Here is a 21,157-nt window from a genome sequence, read left to right as displayed (position 1 = left end):
TTCGCGCTAGGAGGCATGCAAACTGCCAACCGCCATCCGCCATATGGCCAGACGGTCCGCGCCTCCGAGCTCCAGCACCCAAAACTGAAGCAATGCCAAGCGTGACGCCCGACACCATCAACCCCTCGCCGTTTTCATGGGTGCACGACGATCACCGCCGCGTTACCCCCGCGGCGATTTTGGTAACATAGCTGTGATGGGTTGTTAAGGCCTCGCCAAGAACAACTTAAGAAAATCTTGGCTTTTATCTATAAGAGATTTCTAATTTACACTTTTATCTACTGTGGTTGTATGGATGGAGCTCACTCCGGCTTAACAGAGAATAGTTTCCAGCCTGAGCGGTGCAAGCACGAAAGAAATACCTCTAGCGGCTTGCCAAAACTGCTATTCCAAAGCTCATGAAGGCACCGAGGTGCGCTCTTCGCTAAGCTTTTCCAGGAGCTCTTTGTCGACCAGTTGCCGGACCATTGGGTGGACGCGAACCGGCGCGCCCTTGGCAAGCTGGCCGAAATTGACCAGCACGCTCGTGGCCAGATTGCGGTTTGCGGCAACCACATCGAGCAGCCAGACGATGTCGCCGCTGTCCCAGTCGTCGCCCTTCAGGCGAACCGGAAAATTGCGCGCGCGGATCTGCTCCTCGATCTTCGCACTCACTGTCTCCGAAACCTTTGCCCAGATCGCCACGCCGATCATTTGCCCCTCATTGCCGGCCGTAGACGATTTGGCCGATGCGATCGCGATACGGTCGCGCAGTAGTGGTTCCAACACCAACCATTCCAGATCGGAGATCGACTGGTTGCGATAGCGTGGGGTTGCCATTAATGCCAAAGTGACCTGCGAGAAGGCGGCCGCGAGCTTGCTGCGTACCTCACGCAATTTGGCGTGGGCTTCCTCGGACAACTGTGGAGATTTCACCGGGTCCGTCCCGGCGACCGCTTCGGATTCTTTATCCTGGGGCTCGCCGGCTTCAGCTGCACCATTCTGTCTCGGCGACGCCCTAAGGATTCCGCCATTGCCGCTTTTTTCGTTTGTCATAAATTGTCACCGTTGCTGATTTCGCCCATGGTCGAGTCAACAACCGCCCGGGTCAACATCCGAATACCGGTGTCCTCCCTGAGCCGCCGAATTAATCGAGCCAAACACAGGCCGCGATATTGGCATACCCGCCGCCTACAAATGATCTGCCATACAAACTGCTTCGGCGCAAAGCTCAGGGATCGAGGCTTCGGTGAGCGGTGCTGCCATCTTGCGACAACGTGTGGCGGGAACATATTGCTAAGATTGGAGGATCTTTGAAGGCGGCGATGTGACCCGTCCAGAGATGATCCGTCGAATTCCTCGCGAATGGCTAATCGAGAATAAGCTTATCGAAGGGTCAAAGCCTGACGAATGACGCGCAGGTCGGATGACCAATCGATTGGCATGCACTACCCGCAAATGAATCATTTGACGCCGCCGGAAAAGCCGACGTAGAACAAGAAGATCATCCACCCGAAAAACACCCAAACGACCAGCCCCTGAAGGGCCTTGCTGCGCTGAAACCACTTGTCGAACACTTGGAAGGCTGCGTTAAAGATCGCGCCCACTATTACAAGCAGCGAGATCACACCGAAGATCATGCCGCCGTTGTTAGATATGTCGCCCACCTCGATCCCCATCATGGCATTCCGTATCCTGACTTCTCGTTTGCGCGCATTGTCTTGATCTCACTGGAGATGACCGCAGACCTTGCCAATGCTCGCTTAGATTTCGCCTACCGCGCCCGGCATAGCTTTTCAAGGTTGTGCTGGTGGCGGCGTAGTATCCGCGATGGTTGCGAGGTTTCTGGTTCTTCTGCATGACCATTCTGGCACCTTCCATCCACGAGCGGACTTGCGCTTCGCCGGGCGACGTGCCCTCTATTCCGCCGATGAAAATGCGCACCAAAGATCAAATGCGGTATTTGCGCGATATGGAGCGCCGCATACGCGCGAGCGAGTTCTGGCGCGGCAAGGTCAAGGGCGCGGAAGCGGCCATCCGCCGGCTTTATCTGACAGGGGCTGGTGACTGTGGCGGTTCTTCATGGCCGTCCGATGCGTCACGAGAAGAGATTGACGCCCGTATTGCGGCGGAACGGGCACAACAGCGAAAATTTTCTGCTCTATGGAAGCGTGACCCGGAACGGGCAAGGTCGATCGATTGGCAGTGAAACGGCGGCGGCTGATGGACAGCCATCGACGTGAACACCGCGTTTCGAGCGTGCGTAACCTGTAGGCTCGGTTGGCGGGTTTCGCGAATAACAAATTTGGGCCGCGCCCCGCCAAGATCGTTGCTTCGTTGACGCCGTTCCGCATATCCGATGCACGCGACCTCTCATGGCTCCCGAACGCCTCGTTTCATTTGGTCGTGCCTTCGCCCCCCACCGATAGTCATTGATCCTCATCGATCAGTGCGAACAGGCGGACCGGCTTAACCGATCCGTCGAAGTATGGGGGGGGTACAACGCGATCTCTGCGACACCGCCTTGATGGGCGATCACCACGTAGTTATCCGTGGGCGTCAACGTCTTGCAACTCGGGTCGCAATCTCGTGCCAGCGCGGCGGTTACGCAAGCGAGGAACCCGTCGCGCCCGGCCAATGCGGGTGTCGTGGGCCATGATCGGCAGTCTTTACTGCGGATTGTTCTGTTGGCGCCCCACTGCCTCCGCCGGAAAGGCGTTTTGCAGGGAAATGTTGTATGCCCTTCCCCATTCGGGGCCACCGTCGCACATGAACCCGAACTGACCGAAGTTGAGGTGAACGGTCCCGGTGCGCGAAGCTGACAGGGCGCGGAAGCACCGTTCGACAGTTTCCTGAACTTCTGCCGCCCGCAGATCGCTCAATGCAGCGCCAGAGTTTATAACCATCGAGTTGAAGCTCGATGCGAGAGGATCGTTGCGCGTGTAGAAGGAGATGGCGTCCACCGACCCGCCCCCCAGCACTGGCGCTTCACCCTTCCCATCGGCACAGTACATGTTGATTTCGGCTGCCGCTGGATGGTCGAGCGGGATGCTGCCCAGCGACGGGATTGCCTCGCCAATACTCGCGCCCGTCAGCCGCGCCACAGAACTTGCGGCTGCATCACATGGCGCTTGTCCAACGGACGGGATCGCGCCCGTTTCGGCTATCGCTTTTTCGTCATCAGCCGAGAATACATGCAGCGCGACAAGTAGTGCGCATCTGCCCAACGTGAATTTGAGCGCACGTACTCCGAATTCACCAAACACGGTCTGGTTCTTGCGTCATGACACATCTTCCATGTTGCTGTTTTATGCCAACAAAGGCACAGGAATATTTGATCTTGAGATAAATCCGATTTCCGAATTACCGCGCTGTCGAGAGGATCGACAGGGCGGATGGCCAAATCCCATTGTTCAGAACGCCATAGCCGCTTGGCCGCTTCCTGCTTACCGAAAAGCGGAAGCAGGCCGGATTGACGCGAGCCGCTGTGGCTGCTGCGTTCGGTCGTGTCACCAGCGCGTCCAGCGGAAGTGTTAGCATTCGAGAAAATCCCCGTTGCCGGTGGCCCAGCCTAGGCGGAGCCGCTGCCCTGACTTAAGGACCACCTTGCTCGACCGGTCAGGTTCAGCTTCAACACCAAGAAGACTTGCGAAACTTGCGAACTCCTCGAACCACATGCGGGTTGGTGAGAACGAGTGGACGATCATGGCGGCTTCGTCTGTCTTGAACCGCCGTGCCTCGATCAGCGCGGAAGCCGTCCGGTGCATCAACTGATAGCGGATATGGGATGGCGGAACCTCATCCAAGCAGAGCAGACCACATAGCTGGCACATGCGATCTCGCTTTTGCTGGGACGGTTCTGCAAACCACTCTCCTACGGGTGGGCCAAACGGTTCGTTTACCTTCCCTTCGATGGTTGCGGCGCAGGTCTGGTCGCCGAACCGGATAAGCGCGAACACATCGTTCTGGCTGTCGCGATTTCCCCCGTCCAGCGCCACTTTGTGCTCAGGAAGCGCAAGCAGCAACTCGACCAGCCCATCGAACATGTGAGCGATCTCCTGCGGCAAGCCGTCGGCGTTTTCCCAGCAGTGCGCAAGGGTCTTTGCTGAGTAGCCTGTTCGCCATTGCCTCTCGTGTTCGCGCAAAACCGCGATAATCTGCTCTTCCGTAAATCGCTTTCTCTTCATCTGTCCGTCCTTCAATCGAGGCCGGACTCTAATCAAAACCGGAGGAAATTACCCGTGGCAGGTCATCGGACTCCCAGTGGGCGGCACCGCGGCGAGACTGCTGGCGGAGCTGGCCCTTTCCGACACCGACAAGGCGCTCATGGATCATGGCATTTCGGTCACGCGGTTCGTCGACGATTTCCGGATCTTCCTGAACGCAGGCGATAATCCCTACGACGTCCTCAGCTTCCTGGCGCAGCAGCTCAGCATCAACGAGGGGCTCTCCCTCAACGCCGCCAAGACAAGGGTCATGTCCCGGGCGGAATATATAGGCAAGCTCAAGGGTCTCACGAGCGACATATCGGACGAGGCGGAGGGAGAGGCCCTCGAATCGTTGACGGCCGAAATCTACTTCGACGATGCGCCGGACGTCGAGGACGTCGAGGCCCTGAAGGCGCTGAACTTGCTGGGCTTCCTCCAGGAGGAGATCGGCAAGGACAATTATGACATCGGCCGGATCAAGGTGATCTTCCGCGCACTAAAGATCGCGAAGCCGGTGGGCGCCATCGACTACATCGTGGCGAACTTCTCGGAACTCGTGGTGTTCGCCAAGGAGGTGAGCCTCCTCATGCAGGCGCTCGAGAAGGATACTCCCGGCTGCTTCGACGGACTCGCTGATAGTGTGATCTCGGCCATCCTCAAGCCGCCGGCCTCCAGCGTCCAGCTGATCCGGACTTGGCTGCTCGAGCTGTTCGTGCGCGCAACCGTGCCCATTACAGCACTCCAGTTCAAGCAAATGGAGAACCTTCCGTCGCTCCTGGACAGGAGGCAGCTTCACATCATTCGAAGCAGAACGGACAACAAGCATTTCTTCCGCATGAACAAGGCCGCCGTCGGACAGATTCCTCCGTTCGAGCAGCCCGCGTTCATTTCCGGCGCGGTCTGCCTGCCGACGGACGAGTATGAGAACTGGCTTGCCACCCTGAAGCCCATCTTCTCGGGCCCGACCTGCCACCTGTTCCTCAAATGGGTGAAGGCTAACAAAGACAAGGTGATTTCCAAGCTGGGCGCATCTGCGGACGACCACCCTGAATAGCACCGCGACAAGAACACCGCATAAGCCTCAAGGCCCGCCACCCCGCGAGCCTTCCTTCGAGTATGCCAAAAACGGACTGCCCCTATAAGAAAGGGCGATGTGTCGGAGTTTAATGCTGCAGACCTGCCGGTCTACGACAAGTCGTCTTTGCATTAATTTGAAAGGTGGCTCACTACTGCGGCGTATGCTGGATTCTGGCATAAAAGGGGGGAAGAAGAGCAATGGCTGAGGAGGATGTGCCGCCACGGCGGCAGTTCCAGATTGTCCGCAACGGCGAACCGACACCGGCCAATATAGATTGGTCCCAAGGGGTCGAGACAGTGCAGAAAGGCATCGCTGATGCTCTGAACGCACGCAACGTGGCGTTCCTTCTGGGTGCAGGCTGCTCGTCATTGCGGATCGACGGGGAGGAGCGAGGCATCTCAACCATGCAGGGCCTGGCTGAGACGTTCTGCGACGCTACCGCTCAGGCGCACGCAGCCGCGCAGCAGGCTGCGGAGGACGAGGATCTCTTGGGCGAAGATAGCACGGGCGAGCCTACCGTTGAACCATCTGACTGGCTTGTGACCGAAGAAGAGGTGGCCTTTCTCCAAGAGGTAGGCGTCGAACTGGCCGATGAGTACGCGCGCAATCTTGAGCGCCTGATGGAGGTCCTGCACAGTCTTCGTTTCGTTCTGCAGCGTAGCGCGAAATCTTCCCATTGGGCTCGGGCTAAACAGCTGACCGAGGTGATCAACAAAGTCCAGGCTTTCCTCTGGGAACAATGCACTCAAGGCGCCTTCGCGAGGGGGGATACAGCTGTCGCTGACCTCTATGAGAAGTTTTATCGCAAATTGGTGTTGCGCGACCGAAGCCTACCCCGGCCTTGGGTGTTCACCACGAATTATGATCTTTTTAATGAGACCGCGATGGACCGCCTTGGTATTCCTTACGCCAACGGCTTCTCTGGCGTTGTAGAGCGGCGTTTCAACCCCTCCACATTTCGCTATGCCTTGGCTGAACAGCTGGATCTTTCGAACCGCAAATGGTCGGCAGTCGATGCGTTTGTCTATCTATGTAAGTTGCACGGATCGATCAGTTGGACAGAAGACGATCACGGCCTGTTCCCTATCCGCGAGAAGTGGCCAGCCGACGGCGGCGCCAAGATGATGATCTTTCCGACGCCGGCAAAGCAGAACTCGAGTCTCGGGTCACCGTACGCCGACCTCTTTCGCGAATTCCAGTCGCGCATCGTTCGGGAACAAAGCGTGCTGGTGACAGCAGGCTACGGGTTCGGCGACGAGCACCTGAACAATATCATCTATCAGGCACTGACGATCCCGACTTTTCGCTTGATAATCTTTGCGTCACCGGACGCGCCCGGAGAAATTGCCAAACTGCGGGCCCTTGGTGATCCACGGATCTGGATCATTGGTGGCGACGGTCCCGAGCCTAGTACAAGGGCACATTATTTCGACACGATGGTCGACCGGTTCATGCCTCAGCGGCCAAGCGAGCGTATCGACGACGCCGTTCGCAAGGTGATGAAGGAATTGGCTCCGGACAAGGACGATACCGAATGAGCCATGACGATCGCAAACGCGCCGTTGGAAAGGTCACGTCAGTCGCAGCAGACAGGTTCGTGGTCGAAATGCACGCGGGAACCGACAACTTCACCGTGGTCGGGTTTGATGATGTGCATTACGTCGCACGTCTAGGCTCGTTCCTGATGATACCGACCCACGCCGAATACGTCGTCGCCGAAGTTGTGGGCCTGCGCGAGCGTGATGTTGCTCCATCCTCAAGGGGCGATATCGACAAGGCCGGATCGGCGAAATTCCTCGACGTCGTGCCCGTAGGCATGCTGCCTGCTTCAGGGGACGGAAAGTTCCGGTTCGGCGTGTCGGTCTTCCCGTCGCTCTACGCCGACGCACTGTATGCACTTGACAGCGAACTCGACCGGATATTTGAGACGAAAACCGAGGCTGAGGCGGGTATCGGGCCCGACGGGCAAGTCAGTGTGCCGGCGGACGCCACCCGCTTCCGTGTTTTAAGCATTGGTCAGTCCGTCGTGTTCGAGGACTATGCGGTGAAGGTCCGCCTCGACGACTTCTTCGGTGGTCACGTCGCAGTGCTAGGTAACACCGGCAGCGGAAAGTCGTGCACAGTCGCCTCTATTCTACAGGCGCTTTTTGAAAAACCGAACGAGCATCATGCCCGGGGTGCCACGTTCGTGGTGTTCGACGTCAACGGTGAGTATCGGCAGGCGCTAGAACCACTGGCAAAGCCGGGCGGAATTGGGATCGATCGAGTTGTGCTCGATGGAACAGCGACTGGTTTCCGCTTGCCGCATTGGTTCCTAGACCTTTCCGAATGGGAACTGCTACTTCAGGCCAGCGAACGCACGCAGGTACCCATACTGCGCATGGCGCTTGGCCTTTCAACGATGTTCTCACAAGCTGGCGCGGACGATCTTGACGGCGTCAAGAACCATATCCTTGCGAAATGCATCACGCAGATCATGCGCGACGATTCCAGCAGTCCGTCCAAGCATGATCGGATAGTTGGCATCTTGCAGCGATTCAACACGAGTGAGATCAATCTCCAATCCATCCACCCGTTCATCAAAATTGGCTTCGGTCAGATGGCCGACGCCCAAGGTTTGGACGACTTTCTCATCGGCGAGAATGCCTTTGTTATCGACGACTTGAAGCTACCGGATTACGAAAACATCCCTTTCGATTTCCGATCGCTAGGCGAGGCAATGGATCTAGCCATCCTTTACGAGGAGGCACACGGCAATCGCCAGATTCGCGACTACTGCTCGCAGATGGTCACCCGCCTAAAATCCCTTGAGGAGCGCCGGGAGTATGAGTTTCTGCGCCATTCACTGCCGCCTGGTGGGGAAATGGGTGAAGGCCAGATTGAATTTCTCGCCCGAATCCTCGGCCTAACCGCGAAGGGCAGTGGCCTGACCAAAACCAGTCAGGTCGTGATTGTCGACATGAACGCCGTATCGGATGACGTCGTTGAGCTTTTTTGCTCGGTTCTAGCGCGCATGACTTTCAGGCTGCTGCGACAAGCCGACCCGCGCAATCGCTTCCCTGTTCACTTGCTGCTTGAAGAGGCTCATCGCTATGTTGCCTCCACACCCTCCCGTTATGCGTTGGACGCGGCGAAGGTCTTTGAGCGGATAGCCAAGGAGGGTCGCAAGTACGGTATATTCCTTATGGTGGCATCACAGCGGCCGAGCGAACTTTCAAAGACCGTTTTGTCTCAATGCTCTAACTTTGTAGTTCACCGAATTCAGAACCCGGATGACTTGTCGCAAATCCGTCAGATGACCCCATTCATCTCCGACGCTGTCCTTAAGCGATTACCATCCCTCCCCAAACAGCACGCGCTGGTGTTCGGAACCTCGGTCAATTTGCCGACAACTTTTCGCGTCAGGGACGCATCTCCCCGGCCATCAAGTGACGACACCAAAATAGTTGATCTCTGGTTCCACGAGGAAGGTCGCCTTGCGAGCGTCCGACTCGCCTCATCGCTACTCGATCCGGAGGAGGGAATTTCAGACCTGGTCTGATCGTAGCCGCGAACACTGGAGCTTCTACGTCTTTGCCCAGCCTCTCGTTTTCAAAAAACTCATTCCATCGAATGCACCCAATTTTGCTGCGTCTTCCGTAGCGGAGCCGCTTTCGGGTTTCCACGGATCGACCGGATCAGCGCTCCCAAGATCCGGCCGCCCCAATTGCCCGATCCATTTCGGTAAATCGAAATATTCAGCCCGTCGGTGTTCGGATAGTTGTCGCCAGAGTGAGAGACGCGCCTGCCATAGTGTCGCATCTACGACCCGCTATGCTAAACGTTGAAAAGCGCTGGTCGAGCCCGATTCGAACGTGGACGACCTCTCTATTCGACGACACAAATTGTAGATCGTAAGACATCAATCTTGGGGACGGAGTAAACGCTTGAGCGATCTATCCAAGTCGTTTGAGGCGACTTGGAGGAAAATATCGGACCGGCGTGATAAGAGTCTTGTTAAATGGCGGAGGGAACTTGGGATGAACGACCTTATCAACGAGCCGGATGCACCGCGCCTGATCTTTGGGCTTAGGGATACGGGTTACAACGTTCGGACAGCTGCTGCAGACATCATCGACAATTCGATCGCCGCTAAGGCAGGCACGATCAACGTGGAGATCGTGCTGCACGAAGACGGCAGGAAGTTGGTTTACTTCGGGGACGATGGTGATGGCATGGAAGCGGCGGGCGTCTATCGTGCCATGCGCTACGGCGCACCTGAACGGGAGAATCCGGAAAGCCTGGGGAAATTCGGGCTGGGCCTGAAGACGGCATCCAGCTCGGTCTGTCTGAAGTTTACCGTAATCTCGCGAAAGGGGCCCGATCAAGAACTGGCAAAGCTTGCTTGGGATCTCGACCATGTTGCGGAACGCAAGAAATGGGAAATGCTTCGCGAGCCGGTCACAGCAAACGAGAGCGAGATGTTCGATGAACTGTGCGGCAAAAAAGGCACCTTGGTAATCTGGGAAAAATGCGATCGGATCCTCTCAAAGGATTACGAAGCAGGTGGTACCAAGGAGCAAGCCGCGATCAAGCGGCTGGCTGAAAGCCTCGCGAAACACGTTTCGCTCGTCTATCACCGCTTCTTGGACAAGTCTGACAAGCGCGAACGCGACATCGAAATCTTTATTAACCAGAGCCCTGTTGTCGCTTGGAACCCGTTCTACCCCAAACGTTCTGAACAGGTCTTGCCGGACAAGAAACAGCAGCTTGTTGTCGAGCTGCCCGATGGGTCCGAAGAGATTGCAAGCATCCGGGCCTGGATCCTGCCGCACCGCCGCGACATGACCAAGGATGAGGAACTGGCATATGCGCGGATCTCGAACCGGGCTCAAGGTTTCTATGTGTATCGCGAAGGACGCCTGATCCAGGACGGTGGATGGATGGGTGTGTTCGGGGTGCCTGAACCGCACACCTCGCTGTTGCGCATCGAATTCGATTTCGGCCATGAGCTGGACGATGCCTTCAAGATCGACGTCAAGAAATCGCGGATCCTGCTCGACCCCGGCCTTGAGGATGGGCTGAAGGAACTACTTCAACCGTTTTACCGTGAGGCTGGGAACCGCTATCGAAGGACAAACCGCCAACAGGCGAACAATGCCAATGGAATTGACCATACGAGCGCCAACAAGAACATCGCCGATACGACAAATGCTACCAAGGCCCAAGTCGCCGCAGTTGACCCGACGACCCAGTCCGCCGTTGTTTCAAACAATCTCGGCCCGAAGATCCGTATCAAGCAGTCGGTACAGAACTACGTGAGCGCCGAGACGATTCATGTTGAGGCTGTGGAGACGATCACGACAGGAGAGCTCTGGCAACCGGCGTTGCGCAGTTCGGGAGACAGCGGGCACGTACCTGCGGTGCTGCTGAACAGGCATCATGACTTCTACCAGAAAATTTATCAGCGTGCCGCGGCCAATGGGTATGCGGTGGAGGGCATGGATCTGCTTCTCTGGGCGTTCGCGGTGGCGGAGCAGAATAATACGAACGACGAACTGGAGCCTATTTTCCAAGACATCCGCGAAGAAATTTCGTCGAACTTGAGAAAACTTCTGCGCAATCTTCCGGATCCGGAGCCCAACGACTTGGCGGAGGAGGAAGAAGCCTGAGATGATCGGCCGGAAGAAGGATCTGATCCGGAAAGAACTTGAGGAGGGGACGGGGGCGGCGATCGCGGTCGCTGTCGACGAGAGTGGCCTTCGCTCGGGCCTTCGAATCTGGTTCGCGGACCTTGAAGAAAAGCACGGGCCCGTTGCCGAACTTCGTCCGCATGGCCTGCGGGGTCACAGGGTGGAACTGGCCTTCGGCAAGTTCTCCGGGGCGATATTAACACAGATCCGGCAGGCCCAAGCCGAAGACATCCAACTCGCGCGTGCGTTAGTATCTTCCATAAATTCCGAAGCGAGGATCGAAATTCCGGGTCAGGATCTCGCCGAGTGGGCCATCGACAACGGCAACTTCCGGATGACCGCCACGATCCGCCACGAAGCTCAACCCGACGACGCAGCGGTTTCCGTGACATGCCGCGAGGTTATCGTGCCGATGATGGCAGCCTTGGCAGAACTGATCGGCTATGATGTTATCACGGAAGAGGCAACAGATGAGACGCCGGCATATGAGGGGGCAACACTCCTGTCAGTTGTGAGGCGCAGGGAAAGAAACCCGCGGAACCGGCTTCTTTGCATTCGCATTCACGGTGAAAAATGCACGGCTTGCGGACTTGAACCGCGCCTGAGGTACGGCATTGCGGGAGCGATCATCGAAGTGCATCACTTGGAACCGCTTGCATCCCTTGCGACACCAAGACCTTACGATCCAGCGAACGACCTTGTGCCTCTTTGTCCAAACTGCCACAGAGCGATTCACACCCGCAGGCCGATCCCGTTCAGTATCGATGACCTCAAAGCGATGAAGGGGGATTGCTTTGATTGACCTGACGAGCCTTCCGGAAAGTTTCGAAGCCCTGCGTTCCGCCATACCCCAAGGCTACACCCTTTCCGATCGGGTCATCGACCCGATCATCCTGATCGACCGGGCGGAGGGGCGAACTGTCGCCTGTCTTGCCGGCGTGCGCCTCTCAAAAGGAACCAAGAATTTCCACAAGGCGCCGAGTTTTCGCCACGCTTGGGTCGTTGATGGCACCGTAATCCGCCCCCTGCCGCGTGACGCCGCGCAGATTTTCGCGCAACTGCTCGACGGGGCTGATCCCGACGATCTGCGCTACAGCACCGCAATCGCGTTAATGCGTTCTGATGGTGCCGTCATGGGGATCGAGGCTGACGAGGCGTTCCTGAAGGCCGGACGCGTCGCCGCGGAAAGCCTGGATGGGGAGATAGCCATCCCGGGGCTTACGGCGATCCTCTTCCCCTACCAAGCGCGTGGCATCCGCTGGATGAGTGACACAATCTCCCACACGGGCGGGCTTATACTCGCTGACGAGATGGGGCTCGGGAAAACGCTACAGATCATCGCACTCCTTTTGACGGAGCCGCTGCCGTTCGAGTCCCCGGCGCTTATCGTCTGCCCTACGAGCCTGATCGCGAACTGGGTTACGGAAATCGCGCGCTTCGCGCCGGGGCTTGGCGTTCTGGTCCATCGCGGCGCATATCGCGCTGGCGTTCACCGTCACCTTCAGACAGCCAACGTTGTCATCACCACCTACGACACGATGGTGAATGACATCACCATTTTCTCTGCATTTGAATGGTCTTGGCTGATCTGCGACGAGGCCCAAGCTATCAAAAATCCGGATTCAAACCGTCGCCAAGCAATTGTAACTATACCGCGCCGCCGAGCGATCCCAATGACAGGCACGCCGGTGGAGAATAGCTTGCTGGACCTCTGGTCGCTGGCAGATTTCGCCGTTCCGGGCCTCTTGGGCACTCGGCGGGATTTCGAACAGGAATTCCCAGACAGCCGTGAGGCAGCCCGCGATTTGGGCAGACTTACCGACCCTATAATCCTGAAACGCCGGGTCGCTGATGTGGCGGCTGATCTACCAGAACGCATAAACATCGACCTGCCGCTGGAACTTGATGAGCGGTTGATCGAACACTACCGGATGGTTCGGGAACAAACTATTGCGAAATATCCAGTTGCGGGCAATCTGGTTGCAACGCTTCAGTTGCAGCTGGTGTGCGCTCACCCGTGGCTTCGCCGCGTCGATACAGAAGGTACTGATTGGGAAGAGACCCAAGTGAAAAGGGATCCGTCGATCCCCTTGATGACGCCCAAGATGGATCGAACGGTGGAACTTCTGCGCGAGGCCTTCATCAACGGCCACAAGGTGATCGTCTTCGCTCTGTTCAATCGCTGTGGCGATCTGTTACGCGAGGCCTGCGCACGGTTACCCGCCGCGTACTGGGGTGCGATCAACGGGTCTACGCCCCAGGAAGAGCGGCAGCCTATCATTGACGACTTCTCAGCGTATGAAGGTCCCGGGTGCCTTGTATTGAATCCGAAAGCGGCGGGTACCGGTCTGAACATCACCGCAGCGACGGTGGTAATCCATTTCACTCCAGTGTGGAACCCGGCGATCGAGGCCCAAGCCAGCGCCCGCGCCCACCGCCGCGGCCAGACCCATCCGGTTACTATCTACCGACTCTTTTACGAGGACACCGTGGAACGCGTGATGATCGACCGTTCGCTTTGGAAAAGCGACCTCGGAAACGAAATCATGCCCGTGGGCTCCCGAGACGCGACTGACCTTCGGCGGGCTATGCAAATCGAACCGAGAATCTTGTGACTAGGAAAACCTTCCTCAAAGCCCTAAGCGCAAACGACGTGGGAGCGACTGGCGGCCATCAAGGTGGCATCTTGATTCCGAAATCGGAAACGGAATTGCTTGCGTTTCTTCCATGGCTCGATCCGGATATCAAGAATCCAGACGCATGGCTCGACTGTGTAGATGAAGCAGGCAACAGGTTCCGGTTCCGGTACGTCTACTACAACAATCGACTCCACGACGAGACAGGCACCCGAAACGAATACCGCATCACCTACATGACCCAATTTTTCCGGGACGTTGGGGCACGCGCTGGCGATGCATTCGAAATCTCACACAGCGACAGTGAGGGCTGCTACGCGATCCGCGTAGTTCGCCAAACCAAGGCAGCACCCGCCGTTGAGGATGAACAGGTGGTCCGCATCAAACTCACAGGTTGGAGACGAGTGCATTGAATTTATGCGAATTCGACCTCAGTGTTGACGCTGCCACCCCGTTAGTTTGACTCGTGGGGCCTCATTGTCATCTTCGTAGCCGGCCGCCTGAGCACTCTCCAGGATTTCGAGAGCTGCGATGCATTGCTTTTCTGAGGGGAGCCGACCTGACATCCCCTCGCAAGCCTTTAGGATGCCATCTTCCTTCGGGTTGAATTTCCGGTTCGCTGTGCCCCACAAACGCACTCGATTCCAGAAAATAGCTCCCGCCGAAATGACCTTGGTCTGCGCTTCGATACCGGAAACCATGGCGGCGTCACGGCGGGTATCACGTACGGTTTCCATCGCGTCCTGAGGTTCCACAAGGTACTGCATGACCGACGAGCTGTACTCGATCTTGCGTCGCTTGAGGTTCTCCCAGCAGGCCTGTTTCTTCGCCCATTCGGTTATGTTGCGGATCCCTGCGGGGGGATGGGTGATCACCTCGGCGGCCACTTCCGCCGATTTCAACAAAGCCTTCCCGAGTTCTTCAGAGACCGCCTGAGCCTTCCAGATCGCGTCGAGATCAACCAACTGGTTCATCTCATTTGTATCCGCCACCAGCTTTGCTATCGAGTAGGTCACAATATTTGCCCTATAACCTCCCGGATACCATTCCTGTTTTGGGACGAGCTTCTCAACATACCGAAATAGGATCAGCTTGCTGATCAGCCGCCGGTACCATGTCTCGTCGAACTGCGTATCGCTCTTCGACCAGGACACTCCGATCTCTTTGGCAAATTCGGCGAAGTTCTTCTGGGCACCCCGACTGACGCTTTCCGGCTTGCCGCGGAATGAGAATTCCACCTTTGCCAAGTCGGTCTTGGCAAAGAGCTGTGCCTTGGGGAACTCCGTTTCAAACCGTCGCCTTTCGGCATCGGACCTCCTCGCCCTCTCAACCAGATACTGCCCACGAGCGCGTTCGTAGAACCATTTTGTCTCCCGACGGGTCATCTCGACCGCAGGGGCGAGGATACGCCGTGAGTATTCTTCCATCCGGACATGGAACGGATGATTGGAGAAGAAATCGGCGGCGCTGACTTTATTTTGGCTGTTCGCATACTCCGAGATCTTGGGCACCACCTCATCTGATCGTTCCGGCGGAACCACGGTCAGCTTCATCTGGACGTGGACGTTCGCCAAGCTCTCCGGCGAGATGCGCCTCGCGGCATGAATAGATGCGGTGGTCTGCCCGCCGTTCACGATCTGAAGGTTCCGTGCTGAAACGAGTCCCAGCCCGTTGGATGTGACCACGGTTTCCACGCTGTCAGCAGTCGCTGATAGCCCGTTGTTGTAAGAAAAAAACATCTCGGGGTAGGACTTGATGGTGTCCCGGATCCCTTGGTTCACCTTGCCTCGCGCCTGAAGGAAGCTTCTGACGTTCGCCTCTAAAAGCCGGGCGCCCCACTTGTCGTATATGTCGGCGAGCTGGCTGCCGGGGATCACCATAAGGTAGGATTCCAGTTCCTCCCCGAGGCGGGATGCGGCAAGGGCCGGAACCGAGGCGCCGTAAGAGTCCTTGAATTCGATGACCAAGTCTTCGCGAGCCTGGCCGGATGACTCGTATCTGAAGAACCTTGACAGATCCCAGACGTTGTATGTGACGGGAATTTCGCCGATCGTCCCGGCCGCCACCGCGTCCGTCCGCGCGCTGTAGATCGCGTTAGTCATCAGGATCAGCTTGATCTTCATGACAGATTTCCACGAGTTGGCGATCAGGTCAGCCAAACCCGCACCTGAACTGCCTACCGGCAGGCTCGCGCGGAAATCGACCTTCCGTGAGAAAACGAGGAAGTTCACGAGGTATCCGAAGAGACGTTTCGTATCTGCTGCATTGATTGTGACGGGGACGTCATCCTCGTGGAAATCGCAGATGATGGCGCTGAGCACCCCCTCTGCATCCCTTGGGTCGCCTCCGCTGCCGTCGATCCGGATGGATTTGTTGCTGGCGGTTCCTTCGAAGCTAGCCCGATCCGCGGTTTCGATTTCCCCGGCTGCTTCAAGGCGCGCGGCCATGTACTCGAAGAATGTGTCGGCAGCGGTGATGCCGCTGTCGCTAGCGTGCCCTAGTATTTCCGATCGAATTTGTCGGTTGAAATCCTCCATGTCCCCCAAAGCCCTGCCTCCGCCCACTTACTCTTGACCCATCATCGATCCCGCGCGCGCCACGCCACGTAGCCAGGTGCTGCGCCTGCGAAGTGACATTCCTGAGCGCTTCCGTAATCAAAGTCCCCTCGTGGCCGTGTGTAGGGAGCCGCTACTGGCGGTCGGGCTGAGTTGAAACCCCGGCGCAGACTTTGTCTATCACTATCATCGGAACGCCTCTACACTTGCCGCTCTCCTACCAGTGCTATGAATTCGGAGACATTCATCAGCCAGCCCTGTTGGGCGGTCTTGAACGTTGCATGGAGCTCCCGGGGTAACACTAGCTGCAGTTGCTTTGCCCGCATTTCATCCGTCTGATTCTCCGAAATGGCAGGTTCCATTGTTAGCAGGTGTTTATTTTGGATACGGGCGGCTTCCGAAAGGACCTGACGCCACCGTTCTTTCAAAGAGGATTTGGACCCAAGCATGGTGAGGCGCGCCGACGGAAACAACGGGTCCCGATATTCGCTTGCCCCTGGAAAAAGGAAATCGGGCTTATTACGGTTCTCCGTCTCGGCACCCCGCACGAATCGGATTTCGTTCACGCTGAAGAGTGCTTCCAGATGGTTTTCCAGCGCATATCCCGCTCTGGACTTTCTGGTGTTCTGGACGCTGAGAGAGAACTTGTGAAAACCATCGACATCTACACCGTTGCCGGCCGCGAACCCGCGCTTGATCCGGTCAGATACGATGTGGCGCTCAAGGCGGCGGAAGAGCTGTTCCTCCCGTTCCATCCATAACATCAATGCGCCGTCCGGATCGTCCCTTGCCGAGACATCGGGAAGAGATGACCGGGCAAGCTCCGAGAACACGCGGGTGACCGGAAACTTAATGCCAAATCGTTCGATTAAAGCATCGAGCCGATCAGCCTCAGGTTCCTCGATCTCAATTCCCAGCTCATCCAGGACATAGCGAGCGGTGAAATCGAGCTCGGCATCATTGTCTCGGCTGATCTTCTTCGACCCATAGTCTGCTTCCAGCTGCTCTTCGAGACCGAAGAGCCAGAGAAGCTGATTTTGTACCGTGCTCTCGGCCGGCGTAATGATCGCCATGAGCGTGTTGTCGGTTCGCTTGGCGATAAAGAGCAAGTCGCCTTCGGCAGCTACTGAACATACGGCATTGGTCGGGAAGTAGAGTCGATGTTCGCTCCTCGGCGGTTTGCGTGAGTCATACCACGTAAGAAACGCGTCTTCCGCAAGCGCTTCCTGTTCTCCGCCGAGCCAGATCAGCTTCGCCGGATATTCTACCCGTCGCGGCCGCCCCAATAGCGACCTGAATTGCTTCGAACTGTTGAACTCATGTTGATTGGATCGAAGGATGTCGGCCTCGACCGCGCTCAGTTTTTTGACCGCGACCCCCTCGAAATAATCGGAAAGCAGCCCCCGCCGCATGCTTATGACCTCCCCCTGATCTCAAGCGCCGGAGAGCTTGAATTGAGCCAAGCTGCGCATTCATCGATGACTTTCTCAAGCGGCAACCGGCTGCGCCCCTTCAACGCACATTCCCACACGATTCCCTGCCGCCATCCAAGCTCGGTAAGGGCCGCGGCAGCACGTGCATCCACTCCGCGATTCCTGACAATCTTGGCTTCCCAGAATTCTGGCCTCGTCGATGGCAGCCGGTAAAGATGGCAGTCGTGACCATGCCAGAAGCAACCGTGTGCGAGGATCACGGCGCGGAAGCGAGGAAATACGATATCCGGCTTCCCGGGCAACGCGCTGTCGTGCAACCGGAACCTGAATCCAAGCGCGTGAAGCCCGCGGCGAAGGATCAGTTCGGGCTTTGTGTTCGTCCCGCGAATGCCAGCCATCATGCGGCTGCGTGTTTCCGCAGGTACGATGTCAGCCATATGCCGCCGCCGGTTCACGGTCAGGACGCGTGATCGCTTGAACAATTTGGGGCCTTGCCGGAGTTCTGTGATTCGCGGCAATGGCTTTCAGAATGTGAGGCTGCATTGCTTTCGCAACGAACTCAACAACGGGCACAACGACGGCATTGCCAAATTGGCGATAAGCTTGCGTGTCTGAGACCTTGATGTGGAAGCGACGATCGCCCCTGTCAAAACCCATGAGACGAGCGCACTCCAACGGCGTGAGGCGCCGCGGCCGCTTGCCTGGCTGGTCGATCAGCACTTCGGATCCATCCTTGTAGTATCTCGCCGAAAGCGTCCGGGCGACATCCTCCGGACCAAAGAGACTATATCCGAAGCCGTTGCCCTTGGCCTGATGCTTGGCCTTATAGGCTTGCAGATATTCCCAAAGGCGGGGAGTCAGCGTGTATTTCGGGTCAACCTCGTCGTGCGGTTCAAGAATGCTTTTCAGCTTTGGCCCTGCCTTTGCATCGGGAAGTTCGAGCGCTTTGAAATCGAAATCGGTAGGGTCGCGGAATCCCAGGATGAAGATCCGCTCCCGCTTCTGCGGGACCCAAGGCTCCGAACTGATAACCCGGTACTGGACATGATAGCGGAGTTCGTTCCTCAGGACGTTGATGATCGTCTTGAAGGTTGCGCCACCGTCATGGCTCTCAAGGTTCTTGACGTTCTCCAGAACGAAGGCTGCCGGACGATGATGGGCAATGATCTGCGCGGTGTCAAAAAATAACGTTCCCTGTGTGTCACAAAGAAAACCATGAGGTTTACCTAGGGAATTCTTCTTTGAAACTCCCGCAAGCGAGAACGGCTGGCACGGAAACCCCCCTAGAAGAACATCATGATCTTGAATTTTACTTGGATTCTGCGAATATTCTCGAATATCGCCGCCCATTTCATGATTGTCACGAAAATTCAGCGCATAGGTCTTCTGGGCGCTTGGATCCCACTCCGACGTGAATACGCACCGGCCGCCGATACCCTCGAATCCAAGTCGAAGCCCGCCGATGCCGGCGAAGAGGTCGATGAACCGGAAGCTCGCATCGACGGGGTTTTCCGTCTGCTTTTCGGCGTGTTCCCGCAAGGTCCGGAGCGCCAGTTTGGGGACCCTCCCGCCATCTTCGTATCGATATGCGCTGCGACGGGAAACTTCCAGAAAGTCGGCAGCCTCTTCTATCGTCAACCGGGCCTTCTGCCTGAGCCTAGAGAATTCCGATTGTTTCCTGCTACGCATGGGTCCTGCCGAATCATTCGCTGTGTCAATTTTTGTCAGATTGGCACCAAATGTCCTAAGGAGCAATGAATGTTCCTGATCTGTTCCGTTGATGCTGACAGACAATTCACAACATTGCTTGGATGACGGGTGGGAGAGACGATGCCTGGCGGCGAATACCCGTTGATCGCATTGGCTCTGCCGAAGGAAATCGGATTTCCAGATTCTCAAGTTAAATGCCAGTTCTGACGACAACGACCGCATTCTTGCAATTAACGGGTCTTCCTCAATTTGTGTGGTTCATCCGCTGTTAGCGACGCTATCGCTATGAGCGGGCATGCGAACGAAATCGAAATGGTCGCCCGCCCCAGGGGTCAGAATTCTGGGTGTCGCGCTCACTGATGATCACAGTTGGGTTGTTTCCGCTGCCGGACCCGCGATCGGCATTTGCCCCGATTGTGGCCGGCGAAGCAGAAGTCGGCATGGCTGGTCCAATCGCAGCCTTCAGGATCTGCCGGTCCAGGGCAAGCCCGTGACGGTGAAGCTCCTGCTGAGCCGCTGGCGATGTGCACATCAGAAATGTGAGCGACAAACGTTCACCGACCGACTGCCGACTGTTGCTTCCCCTTATGCGCGCCGCACGACAAGGGTCGCGGAAATTGTCGGCCTGCTCGGCCATAGCGCCGGCGGCCGTCCAGGCGAGCGCCTCATGCAACGACTCGGCATGCCGGTCAGTGACGACACCATCCTGCGGCAACTGAAGCGGGATGCCGCGGTTACTCACTGCACCTCCGAGATTCGGGTGGTCGGCATCGATGACTGGAGTTGGCGCCGAGCGACAAGATACGGGACCATCATGGTTGATCTCGAGCGTCGCTCGGTCGTCGACATTCTCGATGATCGGAGTGTCGAGAGCGCGGCCAAGTGGCTGCGCGGTCATCCTTCCGTCAAGGTCGTCAGCCGAGACCGCTGCGGCCTGTATGCGCAAGCCGTCCGTGAAGGTGCACCGCAGGCCCAGCAGGTCGCCGACCGGTTTCATCTGGTCCAGAATCTTCGTACGGCAATCGAGGAACAGATGAGCCTTTCTGGCCGTGCTTCAGGAAGAGCCATCCTGTCCGAGGACGCCATTGTCGACGCTGCGGCACATCGCCGTCGCGCCCGGCTCGCGCATAGGCAATCTCGCCAGGAAATATTCGAGATGCTCCACGCCTTCCGCCAGGACGGGCTGTCTTACAGCGAGATCGCACGACGGACCGGCTATGAGCGTCGAAGCATCGTGAAGTGGCTTGCATTCGAAGCTCCGCCAGATAGGCGGCGAGCAGCATTGAGCCGCACATCACCATGGTATTTTGAAACCTTCCTTGCCCAATGCTGGAAGGAGGGGAACCGCTGCGGACGGCATCTGTTTCATGACGTCACGCAGCGCGGCTACACCGGCAGCTTCTCCAATCTGGAGCGCCTGCTGGGAGCCTGGCGGCGGGCCGAAAGAGAGCGCGTCGATGATACCGGCCACGCGATTTCGCCAGTTGTTGCCGCGGCGCTGTGCATAAAGCCAAGAGGCCTGCTGACGCCTCGACAGGCAAGGAAAGTCGATGCCCTGAAGCAGGGATCTGACGCATTCGCCGAGATGCGACGCCTGGCGATGCGCTTCAACGGCATCCTTCGCAGCAAGAGGTCGGAAACACTGGACCCCTGGATCGACGATGCAATCGACTCCGAACTCATCCCGATTATGCGGTTCGCCCGTGTTTTGCGCAGAGACATCGATGCCGTCAACAACGCCATCGAGCTGCCCTGGAGCAACGGACAGGCCGAAGGTCAGATCAACCGCCTCAAGACCCTCAAGCGCGCAATGTATGGCAGGGCAGGCCCCGAACTGCTGAGAGCACGAATGCTGCCACCGCGCCACACAAATTGAGGGAGAACCC

The 21,157-nt window shown here is 57.2% G+C and carries 17 protein-coding genes; 9 read left to right on the top strand and 8 right to left on the bottom strand.

The window, feature by feature from the left end:
- Positions 1–396 precede the first annotated feature (396 nt).
- Both M727_RS0129370 and M727_RS0129365 read right to left on the bottom strand, forming a co-directional pair.
- Complete coding sequence (locus tag M727_RS0129370; RefSeq protein WP_027155592.1) at positions 397–1,035, bottom strand: toxin-activating lysine-acyltransferase; 639 nt, start codon at positions 1,033–1,035, stop codon at positions 397–399.
- Positions 1,036–1,442: 407 nt separating this feature from the next.
- Complete coding sequence (locus M727_RS0129365) at positions 1,443–1,661, bottom strand: hypothetical protein (protein ID WP_027155591.1); 219 nt, start codon at positions 1,659–1,661, stop codon at positions 1,443–1,445.
- A 176-nt stretch (positions 1,662–1,837) separates the two neighbouring features.
- Between M727_RS0129365 and M727_RS37970 the strand changes: the two genes are divergently transcribed.
- A complete protein-coding gene (locus M727_RS37970; RefSeq protein WP_027155590.1) occupies positions 1,838–2,188 on the top strand; it encodes a hypothetical protein in 351 nt (116 codons plus the stop codon).
- Positions 2,189–2,648: 460 nt separating this feature from the next.
- On the opposite strand, the gene M727_RS0129355 is transcribed toward M727_RS37970, so the two are convergent.
- Both M727_RS0129355 and M727_RS37965 read right to left on the bottom strand, forming a co-directional pair.
- Positions 2,649–3,245 carry a hypothetical protein gene (locus M727_RS0129355; protein WP_156941674.1) on the bottom strand — a complete coding sequence of 199 codons (597 nt, stop codon included), beginning with the start codon at positions 3,243–3,245 and terminating at the stop codon, positions 2,649–2,651.
- A gap of 267 nt (positions 3,246–3,512) precedes the next feature.
- A complete protein-coding gene (locus M727_RS37965; protein WP_156941673.1) occupies positions 3,513–4,166 on the bottom strand; it encodes a hypothetical protein in 654 nt (217 codons plus the stop codon).
- Between the two features lie 76 nt (positions 4,167–4,242).
- Here M727_RS37965 and M727_RS0129345 point away from each other — a divergent pair, with 76 nt between their 5' ends.
- From M727_RS0129345 to M727_RS0129315, 7 genes are all read left to right on the top strand, one after another.
- Positions 4,243–5,241 carry a hypothetical protein gene (locus M727_RS0129345; protein ID WP_027155588.1) on the top strand — a complete coding sequence of 333 codons (999 nt, stop codon included), beginning with the start codon at positions 4,243–4,245 and terminating at the stop codon, positions 5,239–5,241.
- A gap of 221 nt (positions 5,242–5,462) precedes the next feature.
- A complete protein-coding gene (locus tag M727_RS0129340; protein ID WP_027155587.1) occupies positions 5,463–6,803 on the top strand; it encodes an SIR2 family protein in 1,341 nt (446 codons plus the stop codon).
- On the top strand, positions 6,800–8,806 hold the full coding sequence (locus tag M727_RS0129335; protein WP_027155586.1) for an ATP-binding protein: 2,007 nt from the start codon (positions 6,800–6,802) through the stop codon (positions 8,804–8,806). Before M727_RS0129340 ends, M727_RS0129335 begins: the two co-directional genes overlap by 4 nt.
- A 478-nt stretch (positions 8,807–9,284) precedes the next feature.
- Entirely contained in the window at positions 9,285–10,916 is a 1,632-nt protein-coding gene (locus tag M727_RS0129330; protein WP_027155585.1) for an ATP-binding protein, read from the top strand.
- A 1-nt stretch (position 10,917) separates the two neighbouring features.
- A complete protein-coding gene (locus M727_RS0129325) occupies positions 10,918–11,739 on the top strand; it encodes an HNH endonuclease (protein ID WP_027155584.1) in 822 nt (273 codons plus the stop codon).
- Positions 11,732–13,552: a DEAD/DEAH box helicase gene (locus M727_RS0129320; protein WP_027155583.1), complete on the top strand. Its 1,821-nt coding sequence runs from the start codon at positions 11,732–11,734 to the stop codon at positions 13,550–13,552. Before M727_RS0129325 ends, M727_RS0129320 begins: the two co-directional genes overlap by 8 nt.
- Positions 13,549–13,986 (top strand): EcoRII N-terminal effector-binding domain-containing protein, encoded by a 438-nt coding sequence (locus M727_RS0129315; RefSeq protein ID WP_027155582.1) that lies wholly within the window; start codon positions 13,549–13,551, stop codon positions 13,984–13,986. Before M727_RS0129320 ends, M727_RS0129315 begins: the two co-directional genes overlap by 4 nt.
- An 18-nt stretch (positions 13,987–14,004) precedes the next feature.
- Here the strand turns inward: M727_RS0129315 and M727_RS0129310 are convergent, their stop codons facing one another.
- The 4 genes from M727_RS0129310 to dcm all read right to left on the bottom strand — a co-directional run bounded on the left by M727_RS0129310 (position 14,005) and on the right by dcm (position 19,199).
- Complete coding sequence (locus tag M727_RS0129310) at positions 14,005–16,110, bottom strand: AIPR family protein (RefSeq protein WP_198032719.1); 2,106 nt, start codon at positions 16,108–16,110, stop codon at positions 14,005–14,007.
- A gap of 218 nt (positions 16,111–16,328) precedes the next feature.
- Positions 16,329–17,540, bottom strand: coding sequence for a type II restriction endonuclease (locus M727_RS0129305; protein ID WP_027155580.1), 1,212 nt, complete (start codon positions 17,538–17,540; stop codon positions 16,329–16,331).
- A gap of 2 nt (positions 17,541–17,542) precedes the next feature.
- Entirely contained in the window at positions 17,543–17,998 is a 456-nt protein-coding gene (locus M727_RS0129300) for a very short patch repair endonuclease (RefSeq protein WP_027155579.1), read from the bottom strand.
- On the bottom strand, positions 17,991–19,199 hold the full coding sequence (dcm, locus tag M727_RS37960; RefSeq protein WP_245269042.1) for a DNA (cytosine-5-)-methyltransferase: 1,209 nt from the start codon (positions 19,197–19,199) through the stop codon (positions 17,991–17,993). Before dcm ends, M727_RS0129300 begins: the two co-directional genes overlap by 8 nt.
- Positions 19,200–19,566: 367 nt before the next feature.
- On the opposite strand from dcm, the gene M727_RS0129285 reads away from it, so the two are divergent.
- Positions 19,567–21,147, top strand: coding sequence for an ISL3 family transposase (locus tag M727_RS0129285; protein ID WP_245269041.1), 1,581 nt, complete (start codon positions 19,567–19,569; stop codon positions 21,145–21,147).
- Positions 21,148–21,157: the final 10 nt, after the last annotated feature.

The organism is Mesorhizobium sp. WSM2561, assembly GCF_000513915.1.
GTDB classification, from domain to species: Bacteria; Pseudomonadota; Alphaproteobacteria; order Rhizobiales; family Rhizobiaceae; genus Mesorhizobium; species Mesorhizobium muleiense.
The sequence above is the reverse complement of the archived record's forward strand: the minus strand, read 5'-3'. Positions and strand labels throughout refer to the sequence as shown.